29 protein-coding genes and 1 tRNA gene are annotated in these 23497 nt (G+C 43.4%); 7 read left to right on the forward strand and 23 right to left on the reverse strand.

The window, feature by feature from the left end:
• Nucleotides 1–29: 29 nt before the first annotated feature.
• The 4 genes from ccoG to ccoS are packed head-to-tail and all read left to right on the forward strand — an operon-like array spanning nt 30 to nt 4566.
• Entirely contained in the window at nt 30–1505 is a 1476-nt protein-coding gene (gene ccoG / locus BKB51_RS16555) for a cytochrome c oxidase accessory protein CcoG (protein WP_085902226.1), read from the forward strand.
• Nucleotides 1506–1528: 23 nt separating this feature from the next.
• On the forward strand, nt 1529–2032 hold the full coding sequence (locus tag BKB51_RS16560; protein WP_158090262.1) for a FixH family protein: 504 nt from the start codon (nt 1529–1531) through the stop codon (nt 2030–2032).
• Between the two features lie 7 nt (nt 2033–2039).
• Nucleotides 2040–4289 (forward strand): heavy metal translocating P-type ATPase, encoded by a 2250-nt coding sequence (locus BKB51_RS16565; RefSeq protein WP_085902228.1) that lies wholly within the window; start codon nt 2040–2042, stop codon nt 4287–4289.
• Nucleotide 4290: 1 nt separating this feature from the next.
• Nucleotides 4291–4566 (forward strand): cbb3-type cytochrome oxidase assembly protein CcoS, encoded by a 276-nt coding sequence (ccoS, locus tag BKB51_RS21320; protein WP_085902229.1) that lies wholly within the window; start codon nt 4291–4293, stop codon nt 4564–4566.
• 43 nt (nt 4567–4609) lie between these two features.
• Here ccoS and BKB51_RS16575 read toward each other — a convergent pair whose 3' ends face one another.
• Nucleotides 4610–5113: a GNAT family N-acetyltransferase gene (locus tag BKB51_RS16575; RefSeq protein ID WP_085902230.1), complete on the reverse strand. Its 504-nt coding sequence runs from the start codon at nt 5111–5113 to the stop codon at nt 4610–4612.
• A 9-nt stretch (nt 5114–5122) separates the two neighbouring features.
• The gene (locus BKB51_RS16580) at nt 5123–5584 is read right to left on the reverse strand and encodes an Lrp/AsnC family transcriptional regulator (protein WP_085902231.1); all 462 of its coding nucleotides are present in this window, start codon (nt 5582–5584) and stop codon (nt 5123–5125) included.
• 130 nt (nt 5585–5714) lie between these two features.
• Here BKB51_RS16580 and phhA point away from each other — a divergent pair, with 130 nt between their 5' ends.
• Nucleotides 5715–6518, forward strand: coding sequence for a phenylalanine 4-monooxygenase (gene phhA, locus BKB51_RS16585; RefSeq protein WP_085902232.1), 804 nt, complete (start codon nt 5715–5717; stop codon nt 6516–6518).
• Between the two features lie 184 nt (nt 6519–6702).
• The gene (locus BKB51_RS16590; RefSeq protein WP_085902233.1) at nt 6703–6972 is read left to right on the forward strand and encodes a hypothetical protein; all 270 of its coding nucleotides are present in this window, start codon (nt 6703–6705) and stop codon (nt 6970–6972) included.
• Here the strand turns inward: BKB51_RS16590 and BKB51_RS16595 are convergent.
• The 10 genes from BKB51_RS16595 to BKB51_RS16640 all read right to left on the reverse strand — a co-directional run bounded on the left by BKB51_RS16595 (nt 6959) and on the right by BKB51_RS16640 (nt 13211).
• Complete coding sequence (locus tag BKB51_RS16595) at nt 6959–7522, reverse strand: IMPACT family protein (RefSeq protein WP_085902234.1); 564 nt, start codon at nt 7520–7522, stop codon at nt 6959–6961. The two genes, BKB51_RS16590 and BKB51_RS16595, sit on opposite strands and share 14 nt — an antisense overlap.
• A 1-nt stretch (nt 7523) precedes the next feature.
• Nucleotides 7524–8303 carry an ABC transporter ATP-binding protein gene (locus tag BKB51_RS16600; protein ID WP_085902235.1) on the reverse strand — a complete coding sequence of 260 codons (780 nt, stop codon included), beginning with the start codon at nt 8301–8303 and terminating at the stop codon, nt 7524–7526.
• A gap of 147 nt (nt 8304–8450) precedes the next feature.
• Nucleotides 8451–8527 (reverse strand) — tRNA-Pro (locus BKB51_RS16605).
• A 99-nt stretch (nt 8528–8626) separates the two neighbouring features.
• Nucleotides 8627–9064: a MerR family transcriptional regulator gene (locus tag BKB51_RS16610; RefSeq protein ID WP_085902236.1), complete on the reverse strand. Its 438-nt coding sequence runs from the start codon at nt 9062–9064 to the stop codon at nt 8627–8629.
• A gap of 74 nt (nt 9065–9138) precedes the next feature.
• Nucleotides 9139–9435, reverse strand: a complete 297-nt coding sequence (locus tag BKB51_RS16615) for an integration host factor subunit alpha (RefSeq protein WP_046509138.1) — start codon at nt 9433–9435, stop codon at nt 9139–9141.
• Between the two features lie 154 nt (nt 9436–9589).
• A complete protein-coding gene (locus BKB51_RS16620) occupies nt 9590–10564 on the reverse strand; it encodes a beta-ketoacyl-ACP synthase III (protein ID WP_085902238.1) in 975 nt (324 codons plus the stop codon).
• Nucleotides 10561–11607, reverse strand: coding sequence for a phosphate acyltransferase PlsX (gene plsX / locus BKB51_RS16625; RefSeq protein WP_085902239.1), 1047 nt, complete (start codon nt 11605–11607; stop codon nt 10561–10563). Before plsX ends, BKB51_RS16620 begins: the two co-directional genes overlap by 4 nt.
• An 87-nt stretch (nt 11608–11694) precedes the next feature.
• Nucleotides 11695–11874 (reverse strand): 50S ribosomal protein L32, encoded by a 180-nt coding sequence (gene rpmF / locus BKB51_RS16630; protein WP_082130571.1) that lies wholly within the window; start codon nt 11872–11874, stop codon nt 11695–11697.
• A 94-nt stretch (nt 11875–11968) separates the two neighbouring features.
• Nucleotides 11969–12526 carry a YceD family protein gene (locus BKB51_RS16635; protein ID WP_085902240.1) on the reverse strand — a complete coding sequence of 186 codons (558 nt, stop codon included), beginning with the start codon at nt 12524–12526 and terminating at the stop codon, nt 11969–11971.
• Nucleotides 12527–12686: 160 nt separating this feature from the next.
• Nucleotides 12687–13211, reverse strand: coding sequence for a ubiquinol-cytochrome C chaperone family protein (locus BKB51_RS16640; protein ID WP_085902241.1), 525 nt, complete (start codon nt 13209–13211; stop codon nt 12687–12689).
• A 157-nt stretch (nt 13212–13368) separates the two neighbouring features.
• Here BKB51_RS16640 and BKB51_RS16645 point away from each other — a divergent pair, with 157 nt between their 5' ends.
• The gene (locus BKB51_RS16645; RefSeq protein WP_085902242.1) at nt 13369–13827 is read left to right on the forward strand and encodes an outer membrane protein assembly factor BamE; all 459 of its coding nucleotides are present in this window, start codon (nt 13369–13371) and stop codon (nt 13825–13827) included.
• A gap of 11 nt (nt 13828–13838) precedes the next feature.
• Here BKB51_RS16645 and BKB51_RS16650 read toward each other — a convergent pair whose 3' ends face one another.
• From BKB51_RS16650 to rpiB, 11 genes are all read right to left on the reverse strand, one after another.
• Nucleotides 13839–15050: an MFS transporter gene (locus BKB51_RS16650; protein WP_085902243.1), complete on the reverse strand. Its 1212-nt coding sequence runs from the start codon at nt 15048–15050 to the stop codon at nt 13839–13841.
• Between the two features lie 141 nt (nt 15051–15191).
• Nucleotides 15192–15644 carry a hypothetical protein gene (locus BKB51_RS16655; RefSeq protein ID WP_085902244.1) on the reverse strand — a complete coding sequence of 151 codons (453 nt, stop codon included), beginning with the start codon at nt 15642–15644 and terminating at the stop codon, nt 15192–15194.
• Between the two features lie 93 nt (nt 15645–15737).
• Nucleotides 15738–16724: a thiamine-phosphate kinase gene (gene thiL, locus BKB51_RS16660; protein ID WP_085902245.1), complete on the reverse strand. Its 987-nt coding sequence runs from the start codon at nt 16722–16724 to the stop codon at nt 15738–15740.
• A gap of 24 nt (nt 16725–16748) precedes the next feature.
• A complete protein-coding gene (nusB, locus tag BKB51_RS16665) occupies nt 16749–17225 on the reverse strand; it encodes a transcription antitermination factor NusB (RefSeq protein ID WP_158090263.1) in 477 nt (158 codons plus the stop codon).
• Nucleotides 17226–17237: 12 nt separating this feature from the next.
• Nucleotides 17238–17684, reverse strand: coding sequence for a 6,7-dimethyl-8-ribityllumazine synthase (gene ribH, locus BKB51_RS16670; RefSeq protein ID WP_085902247.1), 447 nt, complete (start codon nt 17682–17684; stop codon nt 17238–17240).
• Between the two features lie 53 nt (nt 17685–17737).
• On the reverse strand, nt 17738–18880 hold the full coding sequence (gene ribB / locus BKB51_RS16675) for a 3,4-dihydroxy-2-butanone-4-phosphate synthase (protein WP_085902248.1): 1143 nt from the start codon (nt 18878–18880) through the stop codon (nt 17738–17740).
• Nucleotides 18873–19487: a riboflavin synthase gene (locus BKB51_RS16680; RefSeq protein WP_085902249.1), complete on the reverse strand. Its 615-nt coding sequence runs from the start codon at nt 19485–19487 to the stop codon at nt 18873–18875. The genes ribB and BKB51_RS16680 overlap by 8 nt, the downstream gene beginning before the upstream one ends.
• 34 nt (nt 19488–19521) lie before the next feature.
• Nucleotides 19522–20637: a bifunctional diaminohydroxyphosphoribosylaminopyrimidine deaminase/5-amino-6-(5-phosphoribosylamino)uracil reductase RibD gene (gene ribD / locus BKB51_RS16685; protein ID WP_245813291.1), complete on the reverse strand. Its 1116-nt coding sequence runs from the start codon at nt 20635–20637 to the stop codon at nt 19522–19524.
• A gap of 75 nt (nt 20638–20712) precedes the next feature.
• Complete coding sequence (gene nrdR / locus BKB51_RS16690) at nt 20713–21192, reverse strand: transcriptional regulator NrdR (RefSeq protein WP_085902250.1); 480 nt, start codon at nt 21190–21192, stop codon at nt 20713–20715.
• Nucleotides 21193–21262: 70 nt separating this feature from the next.
• On the reverse strand, nt 21263–22555 hold the full coding sequence (gene glyA / locus BKB51_RS16695; RefSeq protein ID WP_085902251.1) for a serine hydroxymethyltransferase: 1293 nt from the start codon (nt 22553–22555) through the stop codon (nt 21263–21265).
• A 30-nt stretch (nt 22556–22585) separates the two neighbouring features.
• Nucleotides 22586–23020: a ribose 5-phosphate isomerase B gene (gene rpiB / locus BKB51_RS16700; RefSeq protein WP_085902252.1), complete on the reverse strand. Its 435-nt coding sequence runs from the start codon at nt 23018–23020 to the stop codon at nt 22586–22588.
• Nucleotides 23021–23497 lie beyond the last annotated feature (477 nt).

Genomic DNA, 23497 nt, shown 5'->3' on the forward strand with positions numbered 1-23497 from the left:
CTTAACGTCAGAAAAGAACGTCTGTAAACATGAGCACCAAGCTGGAACAGATCGTTAAGGAAGCCACTGTTGAAGTGGAGGCCGTTAACAAAAAAGAGAACCGTCCTCTCTATAAAAAACGTGAACCCATATTTCCAAAACGAGCAGTTGGTCAATTCCGCCGTTTAAAATGGCTGATTATGATCATCACGCTCTCAATTTATTATTTAGTTCCTTTTATTCGCTGGGATCGTGGTCCCGGGGCCCCGGATCAAGCTGTACTTATTGATTTTCCGGGCAATCGTTTTTATTTCTTTTTTATCGAACTCTGGCCGCAGGAAGTTTACTACATTACCGGTATTCTTATTGTTGCCGGGCTTGTCCTTTTCTTTTTTACCAGTCTTTTTGGTCGCGTGTGGTGTGGTTACGCCTGTCCTCAAACCGTCTGGACCGATCTGTTTATTGCGGTTGAGCGTTGGATTGAAGGCGATCGGAATGCCCGGATTAAATTACATCGGCACAAGTGGGATTTTGAAAAGATATGGAAGTACACCCTGAAGCATACAATCTGGTTGATTATTGGTATGGCAACCGGTGGTGCATGGGTTTTTTACTTTGCAGATGCGCCGACACTTTTAGTGGATCTATTTACACTACAAGCCGATATCACGGCGTATAGCTTTGTCGCTTTGCTTACCTTTACAACTTACACCCTTGGCGGATTATCACGGGAACAGGTCTGTATCTATATGTGTCCCTGGCCACGAATTCAGGCTGCAATGATGGACGAAGATTCATTGCAGGTTACCTACCGAAAAGATCGTGGAGAACCAAGAGGACGTGCTAAAAAAACACAGGACGATAAAGCTTTTGGTGACTGTATAGATTGTAAGCAGTGTGTCGTTGTTTGTCCGATGGGCATTGATATTCGGGATGGAGCACAATTGGAATGTATTAACTGTGCGCTTTGTATCGATGCCTGCGATGGTATTATGGACAAGATGGGAACAGCACGCGGTTTGATTGGCTATGATACCGATGCAAACATGGCTCGCAGGGTAAAAGGGGTTCCGCAAAAATTCAGCCTCTTACGCATGAGAACCATTTTTTATGCTGTAGCTATTTTTGCTGTTTGTGCCTTTATGGTGTATTTGCTCGCCAGTAGATCGCCCTTGGATCTCAATGTATTAAGAGATCGCAACCCACTGTTTGTAAAGCTATCCGACGGCAGTATCCGTAATGGCTATACAGTAAAAATCCTGAACAAAGAGCGTGCACCACAACAGTTCTTGGTGACTGTTACGGGGCTTGATTTTAAAGAGGTTAAAATTAACGACATTGAAAATGTAGGTCCGGCACCAATTGTTGATGTTAAGTCCGACAATTTGCGCAGTGTCCATCTGTTCCTGTCTGTTGATGCTCAAGAGCTTGAGACTGCTTCTGAACCAATTACGATCACAGTAACTAATAAAGACACTGGTTATAGTGTCTCTAATGATAGTGTTTTTATAGGTCCGAACAAATGAGCATTGTAGAAAGCGTATCTGTAATGAATAAATCCCCTGCTCCGCAGAAAGAAAAGAAATTCACAGGAAAGCATTTTCTGATTTCTATCTTGTCTTTCTTTGGTGTGATCATTGGAATGAACATCGCGTTTGTTTATTTTGCAACAAATACCTGGACCGGATTATCCAAAGAAAATGCCTATGTTGATGGTTTGAATTATAATCAAACCATTGAGGCCGCGAAGATACAAAAAGATCTCAATTGGCAAAGCTCTCTCGAACTAGAGGTTGTTGGGTCACAGAAATTGATTTCCTTTGAGTTAAAAGATCAAGACAATCAATCTCTGTCTGGTTTTGATGTAACCGTAAAGGTCGGGCGTCCGACCCTTCAGGGATATGATCAAACACTGGTACTTGCAGAAAGTCGCCAGGGGAAATATGAGGCAACTGTTGATCTTCCGCTCAACGGACAATGGCACGTCAGTCTTTCTGCGACCTCTCCGACAGGGACTCCTTTCCAGTTGGAAAAGCGCTTTTTTGTGAAGTAACGTAACTATGTCAAAGTGTTGTTCTAATCTCAAAAGTTCAGATGTTGAAACGCCAACAGAGATACCGGCCAGTATTGATCCTACTGCGTATGTGTATAAAAACGAAGTCGGGCTTTCACAGCTTAATCTAATCGTTGATACCATTCACTGCCCATCATGTATTCGTCTTATTGAGGGTAATCTCAACAAAATGGACGGGATTGAAACTGCACGGGTAAATCTGTCGACAAAAAGATTGTATGTCCTATGGGATGAGACCAAAACATCAGCAAATGCAATTGTTCGAAAGCTGGATGGTCTTGATTTCCCACCAACGCCTTATAATCCGGCTTTGATGAGTTCAGCCAGTGAGCAAGAAGACAAGGCACTTTTAAAAGCAATGGGTGTGGCTGGTTTTGCAGCTGCGAATGTCATGCTTTTATCCGTTGCTGTATGGTCTGGCGTTGATGATATGGGGCCAGCAACACGTGATTTACTCCATTGGGTATCTGGTCTCATTGCTTTGCCGACCGTTGCTTATTCAGGGCAGCCTTTTTTCAGGTCAGCAATCGCAGCCCTGAAAACGCGTAGTTTGAATATGGATGTTCCCATTTCGCTCGCTGTTCTTCTCGCGGTGGGAATGAGTGTTGCTGAAACCTTGCAAAGTGCACAGCATGCTTATTTTGATGCATCCGTTATGCTGTTGTTCTTTCTTCTTATTGGTCGATATCTTGATCGACGGATGCGTAGCAAAGCACAGTCTGCAGCACAGAACTTGTTATCACTTCGTGCCATAGCAGCAACAATTATCAGAGATGACGGAACCCATGCCTCTCTTCCTGTTGAGGCTGTAAAACCTGGCATGAAAGTCGCTATTGCGGTGGGTGAGAAAATTCCTGTTGATGGTACAGTTATAAACGGCAAAACAGAAATTGATAGCTCACTCATCACAGGAGAGTCCTTGCCGCAAAAAGTATCAGTTGGTAGTGCTGTTTTTGCTGGCACACTTAATATTTCCACGCCAATTGAGGTCGAAGTCACAGCACAAGACGATCAAACACTGCTTTCTGAAATCGTCAAGTTGATGGAAACAGCAGAGCAAGGTCGGGCTAAATATGTGCGTCTTGCTGATCGCGCTGCCCAAATTTATGCACCGGTCGTTCATATTCTCTCTGCGTTGACATTTGTGGCGTGGTGGGCTCTGGGGGATGGTGGTTGGCATTTGGCGCTGATGAATGCGATTGCCGTTTTGATTATTACCTGCCCCTGTGCATTGGGTTTAGCTGTGCCAACTGTTCAGGTTGTCGCAAGTGGACTGTTGCTGCGTCGGGGAATTTTAGTGAAAGCAGCGGATGGGTTGGAACGCTTGGCTGATGCCGATGTTGTCGTCTTTGATAAAACAGGGACTTTAACCAAAGGGCAACCTGTTCTGACCAACAAAGACATTTTATCTTCAGATGATTTAGCATTAGCAGCCTCCCTCGCCCTATCCAGTAAACACCCGTTGTCAAAGGCGTTGGTCGCCGCAACGGATACTTCTGCTATTGTTAGGCTGGGGCAAGTGCATGAAGAGCCTGGACAGGGTTTGGAATGTTATCTGAATGATAACAGGGTTCGCATTGGTAATCGTAGCTGGTGTGGTATTGGTGGCGACGATGACGGAATGGATGAAGACGCTGTCAGCGAACTCTGGCTATCTGACAGTTCTGGCAAGAAAGTACGGTTTACCTTTGAAGATCAGTTAAAGGACGATGCGCGCAGTGCTGTTGATTATGCACAGGAACACCTTAAATCCGTAGAGATTCTCTCAGGTGATAGAGAAAAGGCCGTTAAAAAGGCTGCAGCATTATTGTCTATAGAAAAATGGACGGCCGGGGCCAATCCGAAAGACAAGATTACCTACTTGGATACGTTATCTGACCAACACCATAAGGTTTTAATGGTTGGCGATGGATTGAATGATGCGCCAGCACTTGCGAGTGCCTTTGTATCAGCGTCTCCTGCAACGGCGTCGGATATAAGTCAGACGACTGCTGATTTTATTTTTCAGGGAAATAAACTTAAGCCGATTGTGGAAGCAATAACGATAGCCCAAAAAGCTCGTGATTTAATTTTTCAGAATTTCGGGCTAGCAATTGTGTATAATGTTATTGCTGTGCCTTTGGCGATGAGCGGATATGTAACGCCTTTGATTGCATCTATTGCAATGTCTGCATCATCTATTGTTGTTACTCTTAATGCCCTGCGGCTTAGACTTTCAGAAAAGGGAGTATCGTAAAATGACGGCTCTTACATTTCTAATTCCAATTGCACTGTTGCTTGGTTTATTGGGACTAATTGCTTTTTTGTGGTCTTTACGTACAGGACAGTATGACGACTTGGAGGGGGCAGCCTATCGAGCGGTTTTTGATGACGAGCCTATGGAAAAAAACGATATGGTCACAAAAAAAACTGTTGAGGAAGAAAGTGCGTATGTTGTTCTTGATGATTCAGATTACAACACAAAACAAAAAGGCCAAGATGCGTTAAACAAGTCCTTTCCTAAATGTTGCTAAACACAATAAAATTTAAAAAACGCACTTTTTGAACTTTAAAAAATCAAGATGGTAGCCCAAATGCTTGAGAATAAATCACTTTTCCATTTTCAGGAAAGATGTTTTTCCTGAACTCGAGCCCCATAAATGCTTCCCCTTTGAAGGGTGCATCAAGGTGTTCTGTGGACGTATCTGTAAAACCGAACTTGGAATAATACGCCGGGTCACCAAGAACAATGATGCCCGATAGATCTTCTATATCTCTGCAGACTTGAATACCATGCTCTACAAGTTGGCTCCCTATTCTTTTGTTTTGGTGAGTGGGAACAACAGATAACGGGGCAAGGCTCGCAGTCTGAATTTGTAGATGTGGGGATGTAATTTCCATCGCGCTAAAAAGAATGTGGCCTAAAATTGTTCCCTCTTCTTCTGCGACCAGCCCAAAAAGAACATCCTCATCCAGATACAATTGTTTGACGAGATCGCACTCATCCCATTGACCAAATGCATCGTGGACAACCTGTAAAACCTGTGCACGATCTTTGATCTCTTCTTTCCTGATTTGCATAACTTTCCTCTAGATCGGTAGCTCAGTAGAATATTTAACACTTCTTAGGGCAAAACGTGAATTTACTGAATTAATAATCGGCAAGTGAAGAAATTGTTCTGTGAGCATACGATCATAAGATTCAATATCTTTTGCGACAATTCGCAAGAGGTAGTCCCTGTTTCCTGTAATGGTGTAACATTCCATTATCTCAGGGCGGCGATCAACAATATCTTCGAATTGTCTGACTTGCTCTTCGCTGTGTTGAACCAATGTTACTGTTGCAAAAACCGTCACGCTAAGGCCGGCAATTTTAGGGTCCAGTAAACACACCTCCTTACGGATCAATCCCTCATCTCGAAAACGTTTTATGCGTCGCCAACAAGGGGACTGCGAGAGACCAATGGCTGCCGCAATTTCTGCAGTGGAAAGAGAAGCATTTTTTTGTAAAAGGCTAAGTATTTTTATGTCTAGGGGATCAAGGTCAATCATTTCAATTAATAGCCTATTATTGAATAAACTTACTTCTTAAATTCAATTATATCGGTTTATTAGAATATAATATCTCATATTTTAAGATAAAATAAACAAATAAAGCAGGGATAAAATAATGAGGTAAAAAATGGGACATCATGGTTCTACCTATGAATCAAAAACACCGAATTCCGACGGTTTATATCACTATACCCGATCAGAGAATGAGATTTGGGGGGATTTAATCACGCGACAAAATCAAATTCTGGAAGGTCGTGTTTGTGATGAATTTGTCCGAGGCAGAGAAATTCTTGGATTAAATAATCGTAAGGTTCCTCAATTGAAAGAAGTCAGTGAGCGGCTTTTTGAAGCTACAGGCTTTGGGGTTGAATCTGTTCCAGCTGTTATCCCACCAAAGGACTTCTTTGGTATTTTGGCTAACAGACGCTTTCCCGCAGCAACCTTTATTCGGGTTAGAGAAGATTTTGATTATATAAAAGAACCCGATGTCTTTCATGAGATCTATGGACATTGTCCGATGCTGACAAACCAGTCCTTTGCAGATTATGTCCAAGAGTATGGCAAGCTCGCTCTTTCGGTTGAAAAGCAATACATGTGGCCTCTTCAAAGGCTTTTCTGGTTTACGGTCGAATTTGGTTTAATCAAAACGGGTAAAGGAAACCGGATATACGGTGCAGGCCTGGCGTCTTCGTCTGGTGAGGCTGTCTATTGTATGGATAGTGACAAACCGATGATAATGGAGTTTGATCCGTTGAGTATTTTCAGAACCAATTATCGTATAGATATCTATCAACCAATTTATTATGTAATTAATAGCTTTGAGCAGCTATTTGAGACGATTACTTCAGATTTAATCCCTGTGATTGATCAGGCTAAGGAGCTTGGTAATCTAAATCCTCTTCCAGCACCACCAGATCATAAAACGCATTAATCAGATAATATAAACCTTAAAAGAACACCCTCAGAATAGAGGGTGTTTTTCTGTGTTTTGATTTTACTTTGACGGATATATTTAAAATTGAGGCTTTATAGTAGCAATTTTAGTTAAATTGTAGTAAGAAACTGTTAACCAATTATCTGAAGATGAAAAAGCTTATAGTACAGGGACGAGCTTGATGCATCAGGGGGCCATAAAAAATACAACGGATATTGAGGCTGTGCTTAAACGCGAGCAGCCCAAGCATCTGTCATTGGTGCACGACCCAAACAGTAAATGGGCTGTACTAACCAAACAGGCTCACCGTATTTTCCATTATCGTTTGACCCAACATAATCTGTCAGAAAATGACAGGGAATCTTTGATGCTTGCGCGTAATGAACTCATGGCTTTGGCAAAATCCCTGAAAGCTGTCTCGTCTGTACAGAATGTGCTTAACGAAGATTAAGTTTTCCCTGTAATTCGGATAATTTCTCTTCCACGCTCTCTACAACAAATGTTGCCCCAGCACTGCCGAAATCTTTCTGGAGTATTTCTATACCGATTTGATTACAGAGATATTCCGCATGAGGTATCGATTTGAAAGGCAGATCAATTTCCAATTTGTGTAACTTTACATAAGTAAGGAGGCTTGCTTCCTGAATAACCTGTTTCGTACTTTCGCTGTAAGCGCGAACCAAGCCGCCGGTACCCAACTTGGTACCACCAAAATAACGTACTGTAATGACAGCAGTGTTAATTAAGTTGTTACCTTGCAAAACTTTAAGGGTTGGAGGACCTGATGTCCCGGAAGGTTCACCATCATCGCTGGACCCTTCTTCTATTTGATCGTAATGATTTAAGCGTCTGAAGGCCCATACGTGATGATTTGCTTTTTTGTGCTCGTCTCGTAATTCTGCTAAGCGGTTTTCAAAAAATGAAACAGGCATCAAGAAAGAGATAAAACGGGATTTCTTCTCGTCTATTTCGGTTACATTTTCGCAGGTAACATAAAACATTTTACTTGGTCAGGACAGCAATGGGGCCCTCTGCTGACTTGTGTATAAACTGTTGAACATAAGGGTTATCAGTCTTATCGAGATCAGCCGTTGGCCCATGCCACACAACCTTTCCTTCGTGTAGCATTAAAATCTTTGTAGAGATATTACGTGCAGAATCTAAATCACTGCTGATAATAATTGATGTGGAAAAGTGTTCTTTAGCCTGCTGATTGATGAGTTGGCTAATAGAATTACTCATAATTGGGTCAAGTCCGGCTGTTGGCTCATCGAGGAATAAGAATTCAGGGTTCCCCGCAAATGCCCTGGCCAGCCCAACCCTTTTTTGCATGCCGCCAGATAGTTCGGCGGGAAACAGATCGGCGACTTCTGGTTTTAGCCCGACCTGATCTAACTGCTTAATAACCGTTACTTTGGCTTCCTTTTTATTTGCATTATGTTTTTCTAGCTCTTTAAAAGCAATGTTCTCCCACACTGTCATGGAATCAAAAAGGGCAGATTGCTGAAAAAGCATGCCAAAACGATCGAGAAAATTCTGAGAATTATCTTCTAGTTCTTCTTTGGAGTATCCATTAATGAAAATTTCGCCAGTATCATATGGAATAATGCCGAGCAGCGTTTTAAGTAACAGCGTTTTCCCACTACCGGAGGCACCGATAATGACTAGAGTTTCCCCAGAATCAACTGTCAGATCGGCAATATCAAGAGCCTTCAGGCCGTTAAAGCTTTTACATAGATTTTTGATTTTTAATGCATTTTTTGATTTTGTGTTTTCGGTCATTATACCGACAGATCCTTAAATCCCCTATTTATAGGGCAAAGATTATCATAGTAGAACAATAATACCAGTCCGATAAGCCATTGAATCTGTGAACAGATAGAGAATTAAAAAAACCTCTGACCTTATAAAAGATCAGAGGTTCCATTTTGGTCGGAGTAGCAGGATTCGAACCTGCGACCCCTTGGCCCCCAGCCAAGTGCGCTACCAGACTGCGCTATACTCCGATAGAGAAAAGCCATAACACTTTGATCAGCGCTATCTTGGCATTATATACATTCGCAAAAAGTGCAAGGCAATGGTATTTGATCGAAAAAACTGAAAAATTAGTCTAAAAGAGCACGAATGGATTTTAATTCGTTTAAAACTTCTTTTTGTCTCTCAGGTGATAAGCCAAGAACTTGATCTACTAGGCTCTTTTCGTCTCTTTTATCGTTTTTACTTTTTTCAACGACAGTACTTTTAGGAGCTGTTTTTTCTTCATTAAGAGAACTATTCGCCTTTAAGGAACCTTCTTTAAAGAGCTTTTGCACACCTTTGATGGTATAGCCGTCTTTGTACAAGAGGTCCCTTATCTGACGAAGTATTTTCAGATCTTCCGGGCGGTAATAACGCCTGCGTCCTGCGCGTTTCAATGGTTTGACCTGGGGGAATTTAGTTTCCCAGAACCGCAGCACATGCTGAGGAACATCCAAGTCGCCAGATACTTCGCTAATCGTCCGGAACGCAGCCGCAGATTTGCTTGAGGTTTCCGCAGCAGACATTTGCAGATTAAACTCCTGCTTTTCTAGGTTTTGTCAGTATTTACCGACGCGTTCCGATAATAAATACGATCTTTTTAAGAAAGAGATGTATTTATCTTATTTTTCAAAACGTGAGATGCTCGGAACACGAGAACTCTGCGTGGTAAAATTGGAACTTCTTCCCCAGTTTTTGGGTTACGTCCAATACGTTCGCCTTTTTCACGAACGGCAAAACTACCAAAAGATGATATTTTAACCGAATCACCTTTGATCAAGGTGTCAGAAATTTCATTCAATACAGATTCTACTAAATCTGCAGACTCATTTCTGGATAGGCCAACTTCTTGATATACGGCTTCACTGAGATCAGCACGAGTGACTGTAGTGCTCATAATGAAGTTCCACTCCCCTTGTTATCGTTATGTGAGTTTACCAGAAAAATAGGTAACTCATATGATATACAAGGCAATTTTGCTAAACTTTTCAGGAAATTACAAGTTTTATCTCGAAAAGATGTCATAAAACATTGTTTCGAATAGGCCCTGATCACCAGCGTATAAGAGCAGATCCCCAAGTAAAACCACCGCCCATAGCGGCCATCATGATCATATCACCACGTTTAATTCGACCATCATAAACGGCTTCTGTTAACGCCAGTGGGATCGAAGCAGCTGAAGTATTTGCGTGCTTATCAACGGTAACAACGACACGATCTTTGGGCAGTTTGAGTTTTTTACCCATTGCTTCGATAATACGGATATTTGCCTGGTGAGGAACGAGCCAGTCAATAGCTTCTGGTGCTAACCCTGATTGCTTTAAAGCTGTATCAATAGCTTCGGGCATTCTGGTCACAGCTTGACGGAAAACTTCTTTTCCTTCCATTCTGAGAAGGCCGGTTGTTCCCGTTGAAGACGGCCCACCATCAACATAGAGGGCATCATGACACCGTCCGTCCGCATAAATATGCGTACTTAAGATACCGCTGTCGTTTGTATCTCCGTTCCCCTCTTCAGCCTGGAGCACAATGGCCCCTGCCCCGTCGCCGAAAAGAACGCAGGTAGAACGATCTTCCCAATCAAGAATACGGGAAAAGGTTTCTGCACCAATAAGTAATGCTGTTTTTGCTTGTCCGGTTTGGATCAGACTGTCAACAACTGATAAGCCATAGACAAAACCACTACAGACCGCTTGTAGGTCAAAGGCTGCGCCTCTGGTAACGCCCAGGTTTTTCTGGACGACAGTTGCTGTGGCGGGGAAAGTTTCATCAGGAGTAGCAGTCGCACAGACAATCAAATCAACTTCAGAAACATCAATATCGGCATGTTCCAGTGCAGCCAAAGCTGCTTTTGTCGCCAGATCAGACGTTAGCTCATTATCGCCAGCGATATATCTGTGTCGAATACCTGTGCGTTGACGGATCCATTCATCTGATGTGTCAACACGTTCAGCCAATTGATCATTCGTGAGGATACGCTCGGGTAAATAAGAGCCACAGCCTTTGATATTTGCACGCACTATCATTCAAACCCAGCCTGCTCATTAATCGGTTCGCGTGTTAACGAATCGAAATCTTCACGAATTTTTGTAACAATATCCTGATCACGCATATCAACAGCAACACCGATTGCATTGGCAAATCCAATTGCGTCTGTACCACCATGGCTTTTAACGGCAATACCGTTCAGACCAAGAAAGATAGCCCCATTATACAAGCGGGGGTCAACACGTTTCTTTAATTTATTAAGGGCAGAACTCGCCAATAGATATCCAAGGCTGGCTAAGAAGCTGCTTTTGAATGTTTGTCTGAAAAACTCTGAAATGAGTTTAGCAGTACCTTCGGCAGTTTTTAGCGCAACATTACCGGTAAAGCCGTCTGTTACAATAACATCGACAGTACCCTTGCCAATGTCGTCACCTTCGACAAAACCAACAAAGTCACCCGGGAGATCTGCCTTGCGCAACATAGAGCTTGCGACTTGCAGGTACTCATGCCCCTTAACATCTTCGGATCCGACATTCAGAATGCCAACAGAAGGTTCCTGTACGCCAAGAACACAACGGGCAAAAGCATTACCCATCACCGCAAAATCGACGAGATTATCAGCATCACAGCTAAGGTTAGCCCCTAAATCCAACATGAGGGATTCCCCACGTAACGTTGGAAAGAAAGAGGCGATTGCCGGACGGTCAACGCCAGGGAGAGTTTTCAGGACAAATTTTGACATGGCCATAAGAGCACCAGTATTTCCGGCGGAAACTACACCATCCGCACGGCCATCCTGTACTGCGTTTATGGCAAGACGCATTGATGACTTACGCCCAGAGCGCAAGGCCACAGCAGGTTTATCATCACTGAGAACTTTGTCCTCTGTATGAATAAAATCAACGACGTCTTTTAATTTGGTCGTTTTTTCCAGCAGAGGCATAACCTCTTGCTCTCGACCAAACATGAGAAATCTGACGTTAGGATATCTCTGTGAAGCAATTTCTGCTCCCTGTACAACGATATCCGGTGCGTCATCACCTCCCATTGCATCTAAGGCTATGGTTATGCTAGCGCTCACTGGTTTCCCGCTTGTCAAATTGATCCATAAAAGAAAGGCCGACCATCGCAATGATCGGCCTATCACAAAAGACTATTTTGACAAGCCTTAGGCTTCAGCTTCTGCTACGTCACGGCCATCATAAGTGCCGCATGAAGCGCAAACATGGTGTGGGCGTTTCAGCTCACCACAGCTTGGGCATTCTTGTGAAACGCTTGCTGGAAGCGCATCGTGTGACCGACGCTGACCGCGACGGGAATTACTAATCTTACTCTTTGGAACAGCCATTGCTCTAACTCTCGCATTTAGCTTTAATAAAAAACTCGCCGCTTATTAACGAATAACTACGTCCACGGCAAGCCCTAACTAAGGTAAAGATACCCTACTTTTTAATTTGCAGGTCTTTTAGTACAGAAAACGGGCTTGTTTTAGCTGCTTCCTGCATTTCTTCTTCATCTGGCGCTTCGTCCACAGAATCGCCATCCCAAGTAGAATTTGGTGCTTTCGGATAAGGGTCTAACATAACAGCTAGTTGCTGAACAATAGCCTCTCCAAAATCAATTCCTGTTGGATCAGCCAATTCAGGCGGATCTTCAGCATCAATATCAATCAGAATTTCTTCTGCGGTATCCCGGATTGGTTCAAAGCTATACATGGTTTCAAACGGCTCATCTATAATCGAAGGCACAGGTTCTGCTGTTATGATACAGAATTGTGTGACTTCGGCCTTCAAATGACCTTTGACATCAAGTAGTGAGCCCTTTCCCTTTGGGTCAAGTTCCAGTGTTGCGGAAAGTGATTGTAAGTCGATTAGATCAAATCTCTTTGCCACAGCATCACATTCTTCGGGTTTAGCTTTTAACTTTAAAACCTGTGAACGTGCCTGAATTTTATCAACGGGATAGCGACGCGAAAATTCACTTTCGCACGGCGTTTCCATTGCAGAACTCCTGATTATATTTCAAACGATGTTGCTCTTCATTAAGTGCATGTCGGAACAGATAACAATCAAAATTTACACTTAAATTTGAGATCGCGCACAATAAGGGCAGTGAAATTATGGGTCAATTTATTTTATTGCAAAGCAGCTATACGAAAGCTTAAGTGTGGAATGTAATTTTACCAGCCATTATCTTGCCAATATCTTGATCTTTTAGATGCTCTATCTGCCGAACAAGATACTCTCTCATATATTGAACTGATGTCTGGTCAGCTTTCGTTGTTCCGTAAAGGTTACGTTCCAATGCGCCTTCGAGAGATCTCTCCCCTTGCAGCAGAGATTTTTCATAAGCAGCTAGTCGACCGTAGAAGCCTTGCAACATCGCTTTGACACGCTTCCCAACACCGACATCACCTACACCCATTTCTCTCAGGCTAAGATCCATATCATAAAACATTAGATCAAAGAGCTTCTGAGAAAATGTTTCGGTTGTCTCTTTTTCAGCTTTTAATCTGTGTAAGACCAAAAACATATGTAAAGTGATCATATCGAAACGCCCGTCCAGACTATCTGGAACGGAATGGTTTTCGTAAAACTCTTTTTGACGCGCTTGCTCCACAAGACTGGCGTATAGATCATGCACGGCATCAGATTCGCTATCGCGACGAAAAAGCTTCCTGAACAACTACTGAACCCCTTGATATAATCAGCTTGGATTTATGACTCGAAAAAAGTATATAGACGAGTATAGTGCCTGTGTAACGCGTATGGTTTAGCAAAAACAGGTTTTATGTTAAATAGCCAAACGTTCATTGTTAGATCAATAGGGTCAGAATATCGGTATGTCTTATAAAGTTTCCTCAAAAGCCAAGATTCTCTTGGCTGCAATGCTTTTTCCTGTCGTGCTAAGCGCTTGTGAAAGCCGCGTTAATGTCCGGGGAAACTATCCTGATCCGGAAGAAGTCAGCAAGCTGGAAACGGGCGTATCCAGTCGCCGGGACGTCGCGGAACTATTAGGTTCCCCCTCAACTCTCTCAACTTTCAAAGATCAGGTCTGGTATTACGTTGGAGAGAGAGTTGAAAAAACGGCTTTTTACGATCCCGTTGTCCTTGAGCGGAGCATTCTTGTTGTTAAATTTTCAGAAGATGGAAAACTGGAAGAATCGCAACAGTTTGCATTAGAAGATGGTCGGGTAATTGATCCTGTAACACGAGAAACACCGACAGAAGGTCAGGATTTGACTGTTATTCAACAGCTTCTTGGTAACCTTGGTAAATTTACACCGGGTGGAAGTAATTAATACTAACTCGATCATGCGCTTGCAGGAGTGGAATCTAATCTGCTCCTCAAAGAGTTTCTATAGATAATATGGACAGCGATAAAAATACCCACAGGTATGAATGCCAGTGTATTGACCGCTGTCCAACCAAACTTTTCAAATACAAAACCTGAACTAAAGGCCGTTGTTGCGACGACACCAAAGACCAACAGCTCGTTAAAGGCCTGAACTTTTGCTTTTTCTTCTGGTCGATATGATTCGGTGAGCATTGCGCTGCCCCCAACATAGAGAAAATTCCACCCAAGCCCCAATGTCACGAGTCCAAACCAGAAGTTTTCTACTTCAATACCCGTTAAGTTGATGGATGCAGCCAATGCAATCAGTATAACGCCGGTAATTTGAATTTTAATCAAGCCAAATCGATTAATTAAAGACCCCGTAAAAAACGATGGTGCGTACATACCAAAAACGTGCCACTGAATGACGAAGGCTGCGGCATCAAATGGATGTGCGCAGGCAATCATCGCGGCTGGTGTAATGCTCATGATAAGGTTCATACAGGCATAACTGACAATACCGCTGAGTACAGCGACAAAGAAAACGGGTTGTTTTGCGATCTCAAATATTGACCGCCCTCCTGATTTCATTTGATGAACGGCAAGTTTAGGGATGTTCAAAAACTGTACGATCAATAAGGTCGCCAAACAAAGTACTGTGATTGCGTAAAAGCTTCCAACAAAAAGAACCGGACCAAAAAATTCCAAATCCTTTGACCACTTGGCCAGCTCAGGACCTGCAAAGGCAGATATGACGCCGCCAGCCATAACAAGTGAAATTGCCTTGTTCTTAAAAACTTCTGTGGCTGTATCTGCAGCTGCAAAACGGTAATAGGCAACAGTCGACATAAAGGCGCCAAACAAAAATGAACTAAGGCAAAAGAGCTCAAAGTTATTATCAAGAACAGCTTGTGCAGAGAAAAAACCAGATAATGCGCCGCAGATTGAGCCCAGACTGAACCCTGCCCTGCGACCGTAATGTTTCATGAAGTAAGAAATTGGTAAAGCGCATACCATCATGCCAAAGAACTGAAGTGATAAAGGCAGGGTACCGTAAGACTTGTCTTCGGCCAGGGTTGTACCAACCAGCGAGCTCATTGAAATAAGCATTGACCCGCAACTCATTCCCAGTGCTTGGCAGATTGCTAAAAAAATTACGTTAGATTTTGTTGGATCGCGGTCGGGCATGTGCCTAAATATCTCACTTGATTAAGCGCAACCATATACAGGTGTGGCAAAGAATTCCAAGAGAGAATTCTCTGATAGGCAAAGAAAATTTAAGTGATTAATCTGATCTAACCTTTTGCCAAAATTAGTTATTTTCTAAAATTAACTGTTAGAAGGTTTTGTGATACCTTCGACCAAGAGTTCGACGTTACGCACAACACCCTTTCCCATTACCTTGTCTGCGACATCGATCAGACGTTGGGTGATTTTTTCGCTCGTATACCCATTCTGAGTGAAATATCTATAATAATAAAGCGAATGAAGTTCTGTCATAAAATCGTTTTGCAAACGAATTTGCCAACGTTCTGCATTAATCAGGTCAGGGCCTTCGGCAATTTCGATGGTAATCTTCACCGTGACATGATGAGTGACAACACCTTCTTTTATCAAGTGAATTACTGTTGGCGGAAATTCTAGAAAAGCAGAAGGTATCTCGGGGATTTCTTCAACGACTTCTTCTTCGCTATCTGGTGCTTTTAGAAAAAACCACCATCCGGCAAAACCGCCACCGCCAAGCAGTAATAGTATTGCTATGAGTATGATAATTTTTTTCATTCAGTCACCAGTGAAATAAACCTTTAAATGTAATAGGGATAATAAGGGGTAGTTTAAGTTAAACAAAGGAAATTCAATTAATTGATATGATTTTTAAAAATGCTTCCATCCGCTTTTGATAACAGGTATCTCTTTGTTGTTTTTATCTAAAAGAAGAGTATTTTTTCCTTGAGTCAAGGTGCCAATACGAGTGATTGGAATGCTTAACTCTTCTGATAATTCAATAATTTGGTGGATTTTCTTAGGGTGAGCTGTGAACAGTATTTCGTAATCATCACCACCTGTTGCAGCTAGCTGGATGCCCTCATCCGGTGCAGTTTGAAAAGTATCCCGAAAGGCCTTTGAGAAGGGGATATTAGATGAAAATATCCTTGCCTGAAGGTTTGATCCTTCAGCAACATGGTTGATATCTGCAAGAAGCCCATCAGATACATCCAGTGCCGTTTGGCAGATATCTCGTTCTAATAATGCGATGCCAAGTGAGGTTCTGGGATGTGGAATTCTATATCTATCAATCAGAAAAGCTTCGTCATTCGAACTTTCAGCTTTGATTTCTTTTTTTAGCAACTTTAATCCTGCAGCAGAATCTCCGATCGTTCCGCTAACCCAGATATCATCCCCTTCTATACCTGTTGTTCTGTACAAACATTTATTACGAGGCACAGAACCAAAACAAGTAAGAGCAATCGTCAATGGCCCCGGAGTTGAAACTGTATCGCCACCAATTAGGTGACATCCAAATATTTCCTGATCTGCAGCCAGACCTTTTGTGAAGGCTTCAACCCAGTCACTACTAACGGATGAATGGTATGAAATGGAAAGCGTATACGCTTTGGGTTTGGCACCCATTGCTGCTAAATCGGATAGATTAACCCGAAGTGATTTTCTTGCGATGTCTTCTGCCGGGTCTGTTGAAAAAAAATGGATACCCTCGACAAGAGTATCCATTGTAACAACTGTAGACCGATTTGGATCTTCGCTTATAAGTGCGGCATCATTTGAAAGGCCGTAAGCTTCGGGATACTTACTTGTAAGAGGCGCAAAATAGCTTTTGATTAGATCAAATTCTGTTTTGTCCACTTAGAGAATCCTGTTTGATATGCGTTAAAACTCGTCTTTGCGCAGGCTATGAGCCAGACGATCCAGAACACCATTTACCATGGCAGTTTCTTTATCACCAAGGAATGCATGCGCAACATCAACGTATTCAGAAATAATAACCTTTACGGGTGTTTCTACACGTTGCTGAATTTCATAAGCGCCAGCAACCATAACCAGTCTCAGCAAAGGATCTAGCCTGTGGATAGGCCATGATTTGTCGAGAACAGAAACAAGCATATCATCAAGAAGTTCACGTTCTTGATTAATACCTTTATAGAGCTCAATAAACAGTTTCTGGTCCATGGCAGCAATGTTAAGGCCGTCGACCTCTTCATCCCGGCGCATGTTTAGAAACTCATCCAAAACAGTCTTTGAGCTTGCCTGGTTGAATTCGATCTGGAAAAGCGCCTGTATTAAAGCAAGGCGAGCCATGCTCTTTTTTAAGCTTGCGCTTGGCGCTTTTGTGTTGTCCTCAGTCACGGTCATAAATCCTTATGCAACACCGTACTGGCGTTTTAATGCAATCATATCAAGGCAAGCCCGTGTTACTGCGCCGCCTTTGTTTTTCTCAGAGGCTCTTGCCCGTGCCCACGCTTGTGCTTCGTTTTCAACGGTCAGAACACCATAGCCAATTGCCATATTGCTATCAACGGCTAGATCCTGAAGCTTTCTTGCGCTCTCAACACAAACATAATCATAATGACTTGTTTCTCCGCGAATAACACACCCAAGTGCCACATACCCGTCAAACTGACGACCATCATTGCGTTGTGAGGCAAATTTAATTGCAGCAGGCAACTCAAAGGCACCAGCAACGGCAACAACTTCGTAAGTGCAGTCGTCTTTTTCAAGTTCAGCAATAGCGGCATTTTTCATTTCGTCAGCAATTGCGCTGTAGAAACGTGCTTCAACAATCAGAACGTGGGGTTTATCAGTCATTCTTTGCTACCTAATAAATCTATGCTGTCTTGCACTAATCCAATTCGTCAGGATTATGCTGTTTCAACTATTGGACGCTGTTCAACTACAGAAAGCCCGTATCCGTCAAGCCCAACAATGTTTTTCTCTGAATTTGTGAGCAGAATCATCTTCTGTACCCCTAAATCAAGCAAGATCTGGGCGCCAACACCATAATCTCTGAGATCGTGGTTGATTTCTACAGGTTCTCCTAGTCGCGTTTTAATCGCATCGGAAAGGCTTTTGGGAGATGGCTCTCTGATGAGAACGATAACACCGCGCCCTTCTTGTTCGATCATCTTCATCGAATTATGAAGATCACCAGCTTTTCCGCTATGGCTGTCAATCAATACATCATCAAGAATATTTAGTGCATGCATTCTGACCAGTAGAGGTTCATCCGTAGAAATATCCCCTTTCCATAAGGCGATGTGTTCGGCGTACGTCGTGTTGTTGACGTAAACAGCCATATTGAATTCACCCGCAATTTTTGAATGCAATGTGTCTTCGAGTGTTTTCTCGATCAGATGATCGTGTTTTCTGCGATAGGCGATCAAATCAGCAATTGTTGCAATTTTTAACTTATGGGTTTGTGCAAATTCAATAAGATCATCACGACGCGCCATTGTTCCATCGTCATTCATGATTTCACAAATAACACCAGACGGATTTAATCCGGCAAGGCGGGAAATATCAACAGCCGCTTCTGTGTGTCCTGTTCTGACAAGGACGCCACCGTCTCTGGCAACGAGAGGGAAAACGTGCCCAGGTGTTACAATATCATCCGGAGATGCAGTCGGGTCCGTTGCAACAGAAATCGTGCGAGCTCTGTCAGGTGCTGAGATACCTGTTGTGACCCCCTCTTTTGCTTCAATGGATACAGTGAAAGCTGTCTCGTGACGGGTCCCGTTCTTTTGCGCCATAAGTGTCAGGCCGAGCTCTTCTACACGTTCTCTACACAAGGCTAAGCAGATAAGACCTCGACCGTATTTGGCCATGAAGTTAATGGCCTCGGGGGTTGCCATCTGTGCCGGAATGACGAGATCGCCCTCGTTTTCGCGATTTTCATCATCCACCAGAATAAACATATGGCCATTGCGTGCTTCTTCGATGATTTCTTCTGGCGGAGAAAGAATATCACTGAATGATTGGATGTCATTAGAAGATGCATTAGCCATTATTTTGCCTTTCCAGCAGCTGCCCAACGTAACGGGCGAGTAGATCAATTTCCAAATTAACCTGACAGTCACCGGCTTTAAAACTTCCGACTTGCCATTGGCCGAGCGTTGTCATCTCGGCGGTGTGGGGAATGATATTTACGCCAAACTGATTTCCGTTCACTTCGTTTACCGTCAGGGATACGCCATCTAAAACAATAGAGCCTTTTGGCGCAATAAACTTCGCAAGTTCTGACGGGGCTTCAAATGTAAAGCGTTTGGAATCTCCCTCTGGTACGATACTGACTACCGAAGCAACACCATCGACGTGTCCGGAAACCAGATGCCCCCCCAGCTCATCCCCCATCCGCAAGGCCCGTTCAAAGTTAACTGGCGTACCTTTTGTCCAAATTCCTAGCGTGGTTTTTGACAAGGTTTCAGCCGAAACATCAGCACTAAACCACCCCGATCCTTTTTCAACAACTGTCAGGCACACACCTGAACACGCAATTGAAGCACCAATATCGACCGTATTCATGTCAAAGGTGGTGTTAAAGACGAAGCGTTTATCGCCATTATTTACGATAGATTGAACAGATCCAAGATCTGTGATTATACCAGTGAACATCTAAATGCCTTTTCCTGCGCATTCGATAACAAAACTAAAAATTGCGGCGATAACTTTCCATCATGTCGTCGCCGAGACTGGCAACATTTGACAGCGTAAACCGTGGAGCCAGAGACAATTCTTCCAAACCAAATCCCGTTGTTACACCTAGTCCGTCACCACCGATAACTTTTGACGCCCTGAACCATACAATACGATCAATGAGATCTGCTTTAAACAATGATCCTATGATATGGCTCCCACCTTCTACCAACAGTCGGGTAATACCTTGTGATCCGAGCTCTTTTAGTACCGCAGATGGATTAATGTATCCATCTTCATTTTTGTCAATAAGGCACACTTCGACACCAGCATTCCGATAGGCATTTAGACGAGAAGCATCATTTTCCTTAAAGGTCATAAGGATCGTTTTATGCTCTTTGGCTCTAACCACTAAATCATGCGTTAGGGGCAGTCTTAAGCGCCCATCCATTACAACCCGTGTTGGGGACTTATTTTCAAGTCCGGGCAGACGTACATCCAGTCGGGGATTATCTATAATTGCTGTACCACTACCAACGAGGATAGCATCATTTCGCACCCGAAGCATATGTCCTGCGCGACGAGCTGCTTCGCCAGTCACCCATTTACTTTGGCCTGATTTGGTTGCAATACGCCCATCCAAAGAAGTAGCAACCTTAAGAGTAACAAGTGGTCGACCATGTCTGTTTCTTATGAAAAAGCCTGCATTCAGGTCTTCGGCTTCATGCTGGCGGATACCAACGACAACTTCTATACCTACATCTTTCAATGCTTGTAGGCCGCGCCCTTGAACACGCGCATCGTTGTCTTCCATCGCGACAACACAACGGGATATTCCTGCGGCGATTAAAGCTTCGCAACAAGGCGGGGTCTTTCCGTGATGTGAACAGGGCTCCAGGGTTACATAAGCCGTAGCCCCTCTTGCGGCTTCGCCGGCTTCTTTCAGAGCAACAGTCTCTGCATGTGGCCGGCCACCGGGTCGTGTTTGCCCCCTGCCAAGGACGCGGCCATTTTTCACGATGATACAGCCGACAGACGGGTTTGGACTGGTCGTCCCTAATCCCCGCGCAGCCAGAGACAAGGCAGCATCCATATGTTGGAGGTCAACATCATGTTGTTCAGTGTGCATGACAGATTTCTATAGCTGTTTGAAGACGATTTTATTCGTTATAACGTAAATTCGAAAATGATCGATCAGGATGGATCAGGATGGATCAGGGTCCAGAATGTCCAGATCATCCCCTAATTTACCAACAAACTCTTCAAAATCTCTTACTTCTTTGAAATCCCTGTAAACAGACGCAAAGCGGACATAACCAACTTGATCCAGCGTGGCCAAAGCATCCATAACAAGCTCGCCGATAAGGTCAGTTGCAATTTCACTCTCACCAGATGATTCCAGCCGGCGAACAATACCGCTTACAACGCGTTCTACACGATCTCTGTCAACATCGCGCTTTTGAAGGGCAATATTCATTGAACGGGCTATCTTTTCCCGGTCAAAGGGTTCGCGCTGTCCATTTCCTTTTACAACAATGAGTTCGCGCAATTGAACGCGTTCGAATGTTGTAAATCTGGCACCGCAACTAGCACATTGCCGCCGTCGACGGATCGCTGTGTGATCTTCTGTTGGTCTCGAGTCTTTGACTTGAGTATCTTCACTACTGCAAAACGGGCAGCGCATATTCCCTCACAGTTTCCCCCTAAGGGGATCCGAGTTATGACAATTTGGAAATCATAACTCGGATAAAACCTTAGATTTCCAAATCTTGGTAGATTGGGAATTCACGGCAAAGTGCTTCGACTTCGCTGCGAACTTCCGCTTCGATTTTGGAGTTATCTTCGCGGTTTGCAGCAAGTCCATCAAGAACTTTAGTGATTAGCTCACCAATTTTCTTGAATTCAGCATCTTTAAAGCCACGAGTTGTGCCCGCAGGAGTACCCAAACGGATACCGGAAGTCACCATTGGCTTCTCAGGATCAAACGGAATACCGTTTTTGTTACAGGTCAAGCCAGCACGATCCAGGCTTTCTTCTGCAATGTTACCTGTTAGACCTTTTGGACGCAGGTCAACCAGCATCAGGTGCGTATCTGTACCGCCTGTTGTAATGGCAAAGCCATTTTCAACAAGAGTTGCTGCAAGTGTTTGAGCATTGCTCACAACCTGTTTCGCATAAACTTTGAAATCAGGATCCAGTGCTTCTTTCAACGCAACGGCTTTGGATGCAATACAGTGCATCAAAGGACCACCCTGAAGACCTGGGAACGCAGCTGAGTTGATTTTCTTTCCGATATCCAGATCGTTGGAAAGAACCATACCTCCACGACCGGCGCGCAGTGTTTTATGGGTTGTTGTTGTTACAACATGCGCATGCTGCATTGGGCTTGGGTGAATGCCAGCCGCAACCAAACCGGCAAAGTGTGCCATATCGACGTGTAGGTAAGCGCCTACTTCGTCTGCAATTTCACGGAACTTGGCAAAATCAAGGACGCGTGGGTATGCGGAACCGCCAGCAATAATCAGCTTTGGTTTGTGCTCAACAGCTAGGTCACGAATTTCATCGTAATTTAGCTGATGTGTTTCTTTATCAACGCCGTAACAAACAGCATTGAACCATTTACCGGAAAGGTTCGGACGTGATCCGTGTGTCAGGTGACCACCTGAAGCCAGATCAAGGCCCATAATTGTATCGCCTGGCTTGATGAGCGCGAGGGTAACGCATTGGTTTGCCTGTGCGCCAGAGTGTGGCTGTACGTTTACATATGCACAGTCGAAAAGTTCTTTGGCGCGGTTGATTGCCAGTTCTTCGACAACATCAACGTATTCACAACCACCGTAATAGCGACGATTAGGATAACCTTCGGCATACTTGTTTGTTAGAACTGTTCCCAGTGCCTGCATTGTAGACAAGGAAACGATGTTTTCAGATGCGATCAATTCGATCTGATTTTGTTGACGTCCTAATTCTTTGTTAATTGCGTCTGCAATTTCAGGATCTGTCTGCGCCAAAGGTGCATTAAAGAAGGTGGTTGTATCTAAGCTCATGACAACTTCACTCTCTGGTAAAGGTGATTATTATCCAAGTTTTTCGATGCGTCCTTGATGGCGCCCACCGGCAAACTCAGTGTTCAAAAAAGTCTTGAGGGAAGCTTTTGCCACCTCAACACCGGTTGTTCTGGCCCCTAAAACCAGAACATTGGCATCGTTATGCTCACGCGCTAAACGAGCCAGTGTTTCGTCGTGACAAAGAGCAGCACGAATGCCAGCGTGCCGATTTGCGGCAATTGAAATGCCGATACCGGAACCACACACAAGAATACCTGTTTGTGCGTCACCATTTTGAATGGCTTTTGCTAATGCAAAACCAAAATCAGGATAGTCAACACGATCCGGGCCATTTGTTCCCAGATCAAGCACATCAAATCCAAGGGCTTTGACATCCTCTTTCAACAAATCCTTTAGTTCGTAACCAGCATGGTCTGCAGCTAAGGCAATGGTGTTTTTACTCATTTGTCCGTACTTTTTTGTTATCCCGATAAAGCAAGTAGATCACATAGCACACCTGCCGTATTCTCGAAAGAGAATGACAGGTAAAGATCTCAGTCATAGTCAATTACCAAACGAGATAAAATCTCTATGAAATGAGGTCGAGCATGTTCCCTGAAACCAAGGCTTATCTTTTATTGCTTTATCGAGCCTTAAACAGGTTTAAGGTTATAATGTGATTCTTTTGTCGCAGGCTAGACAATTTACGTACATTTTATAGAACATCTGCGGCATTATTGTACCAAGACAACTTATTAGGTATTACAGATCAATTGATCTGCGTTTCAATAATGACTGCTATGTCTTTGATTTTAAGTCTTTTAAGTTACAATTGTTATAAATATATATTATACAAAGTAAAAATAAGTAATTGAAATTTCAGAATTATTTAAAACCTGATAAAATATGTGGGCTATTTTGTCGCAGGTGTTTGGTGGCTAA

This window comes from Kiloniella majae (assembly GCF_002118315.1).
GTDB lineage: Bacteria > Pseudomonadota > Alphaproteobacteria > Kiloniellales > Kiloniellaceae > Kiloniella > Kiloniella majae.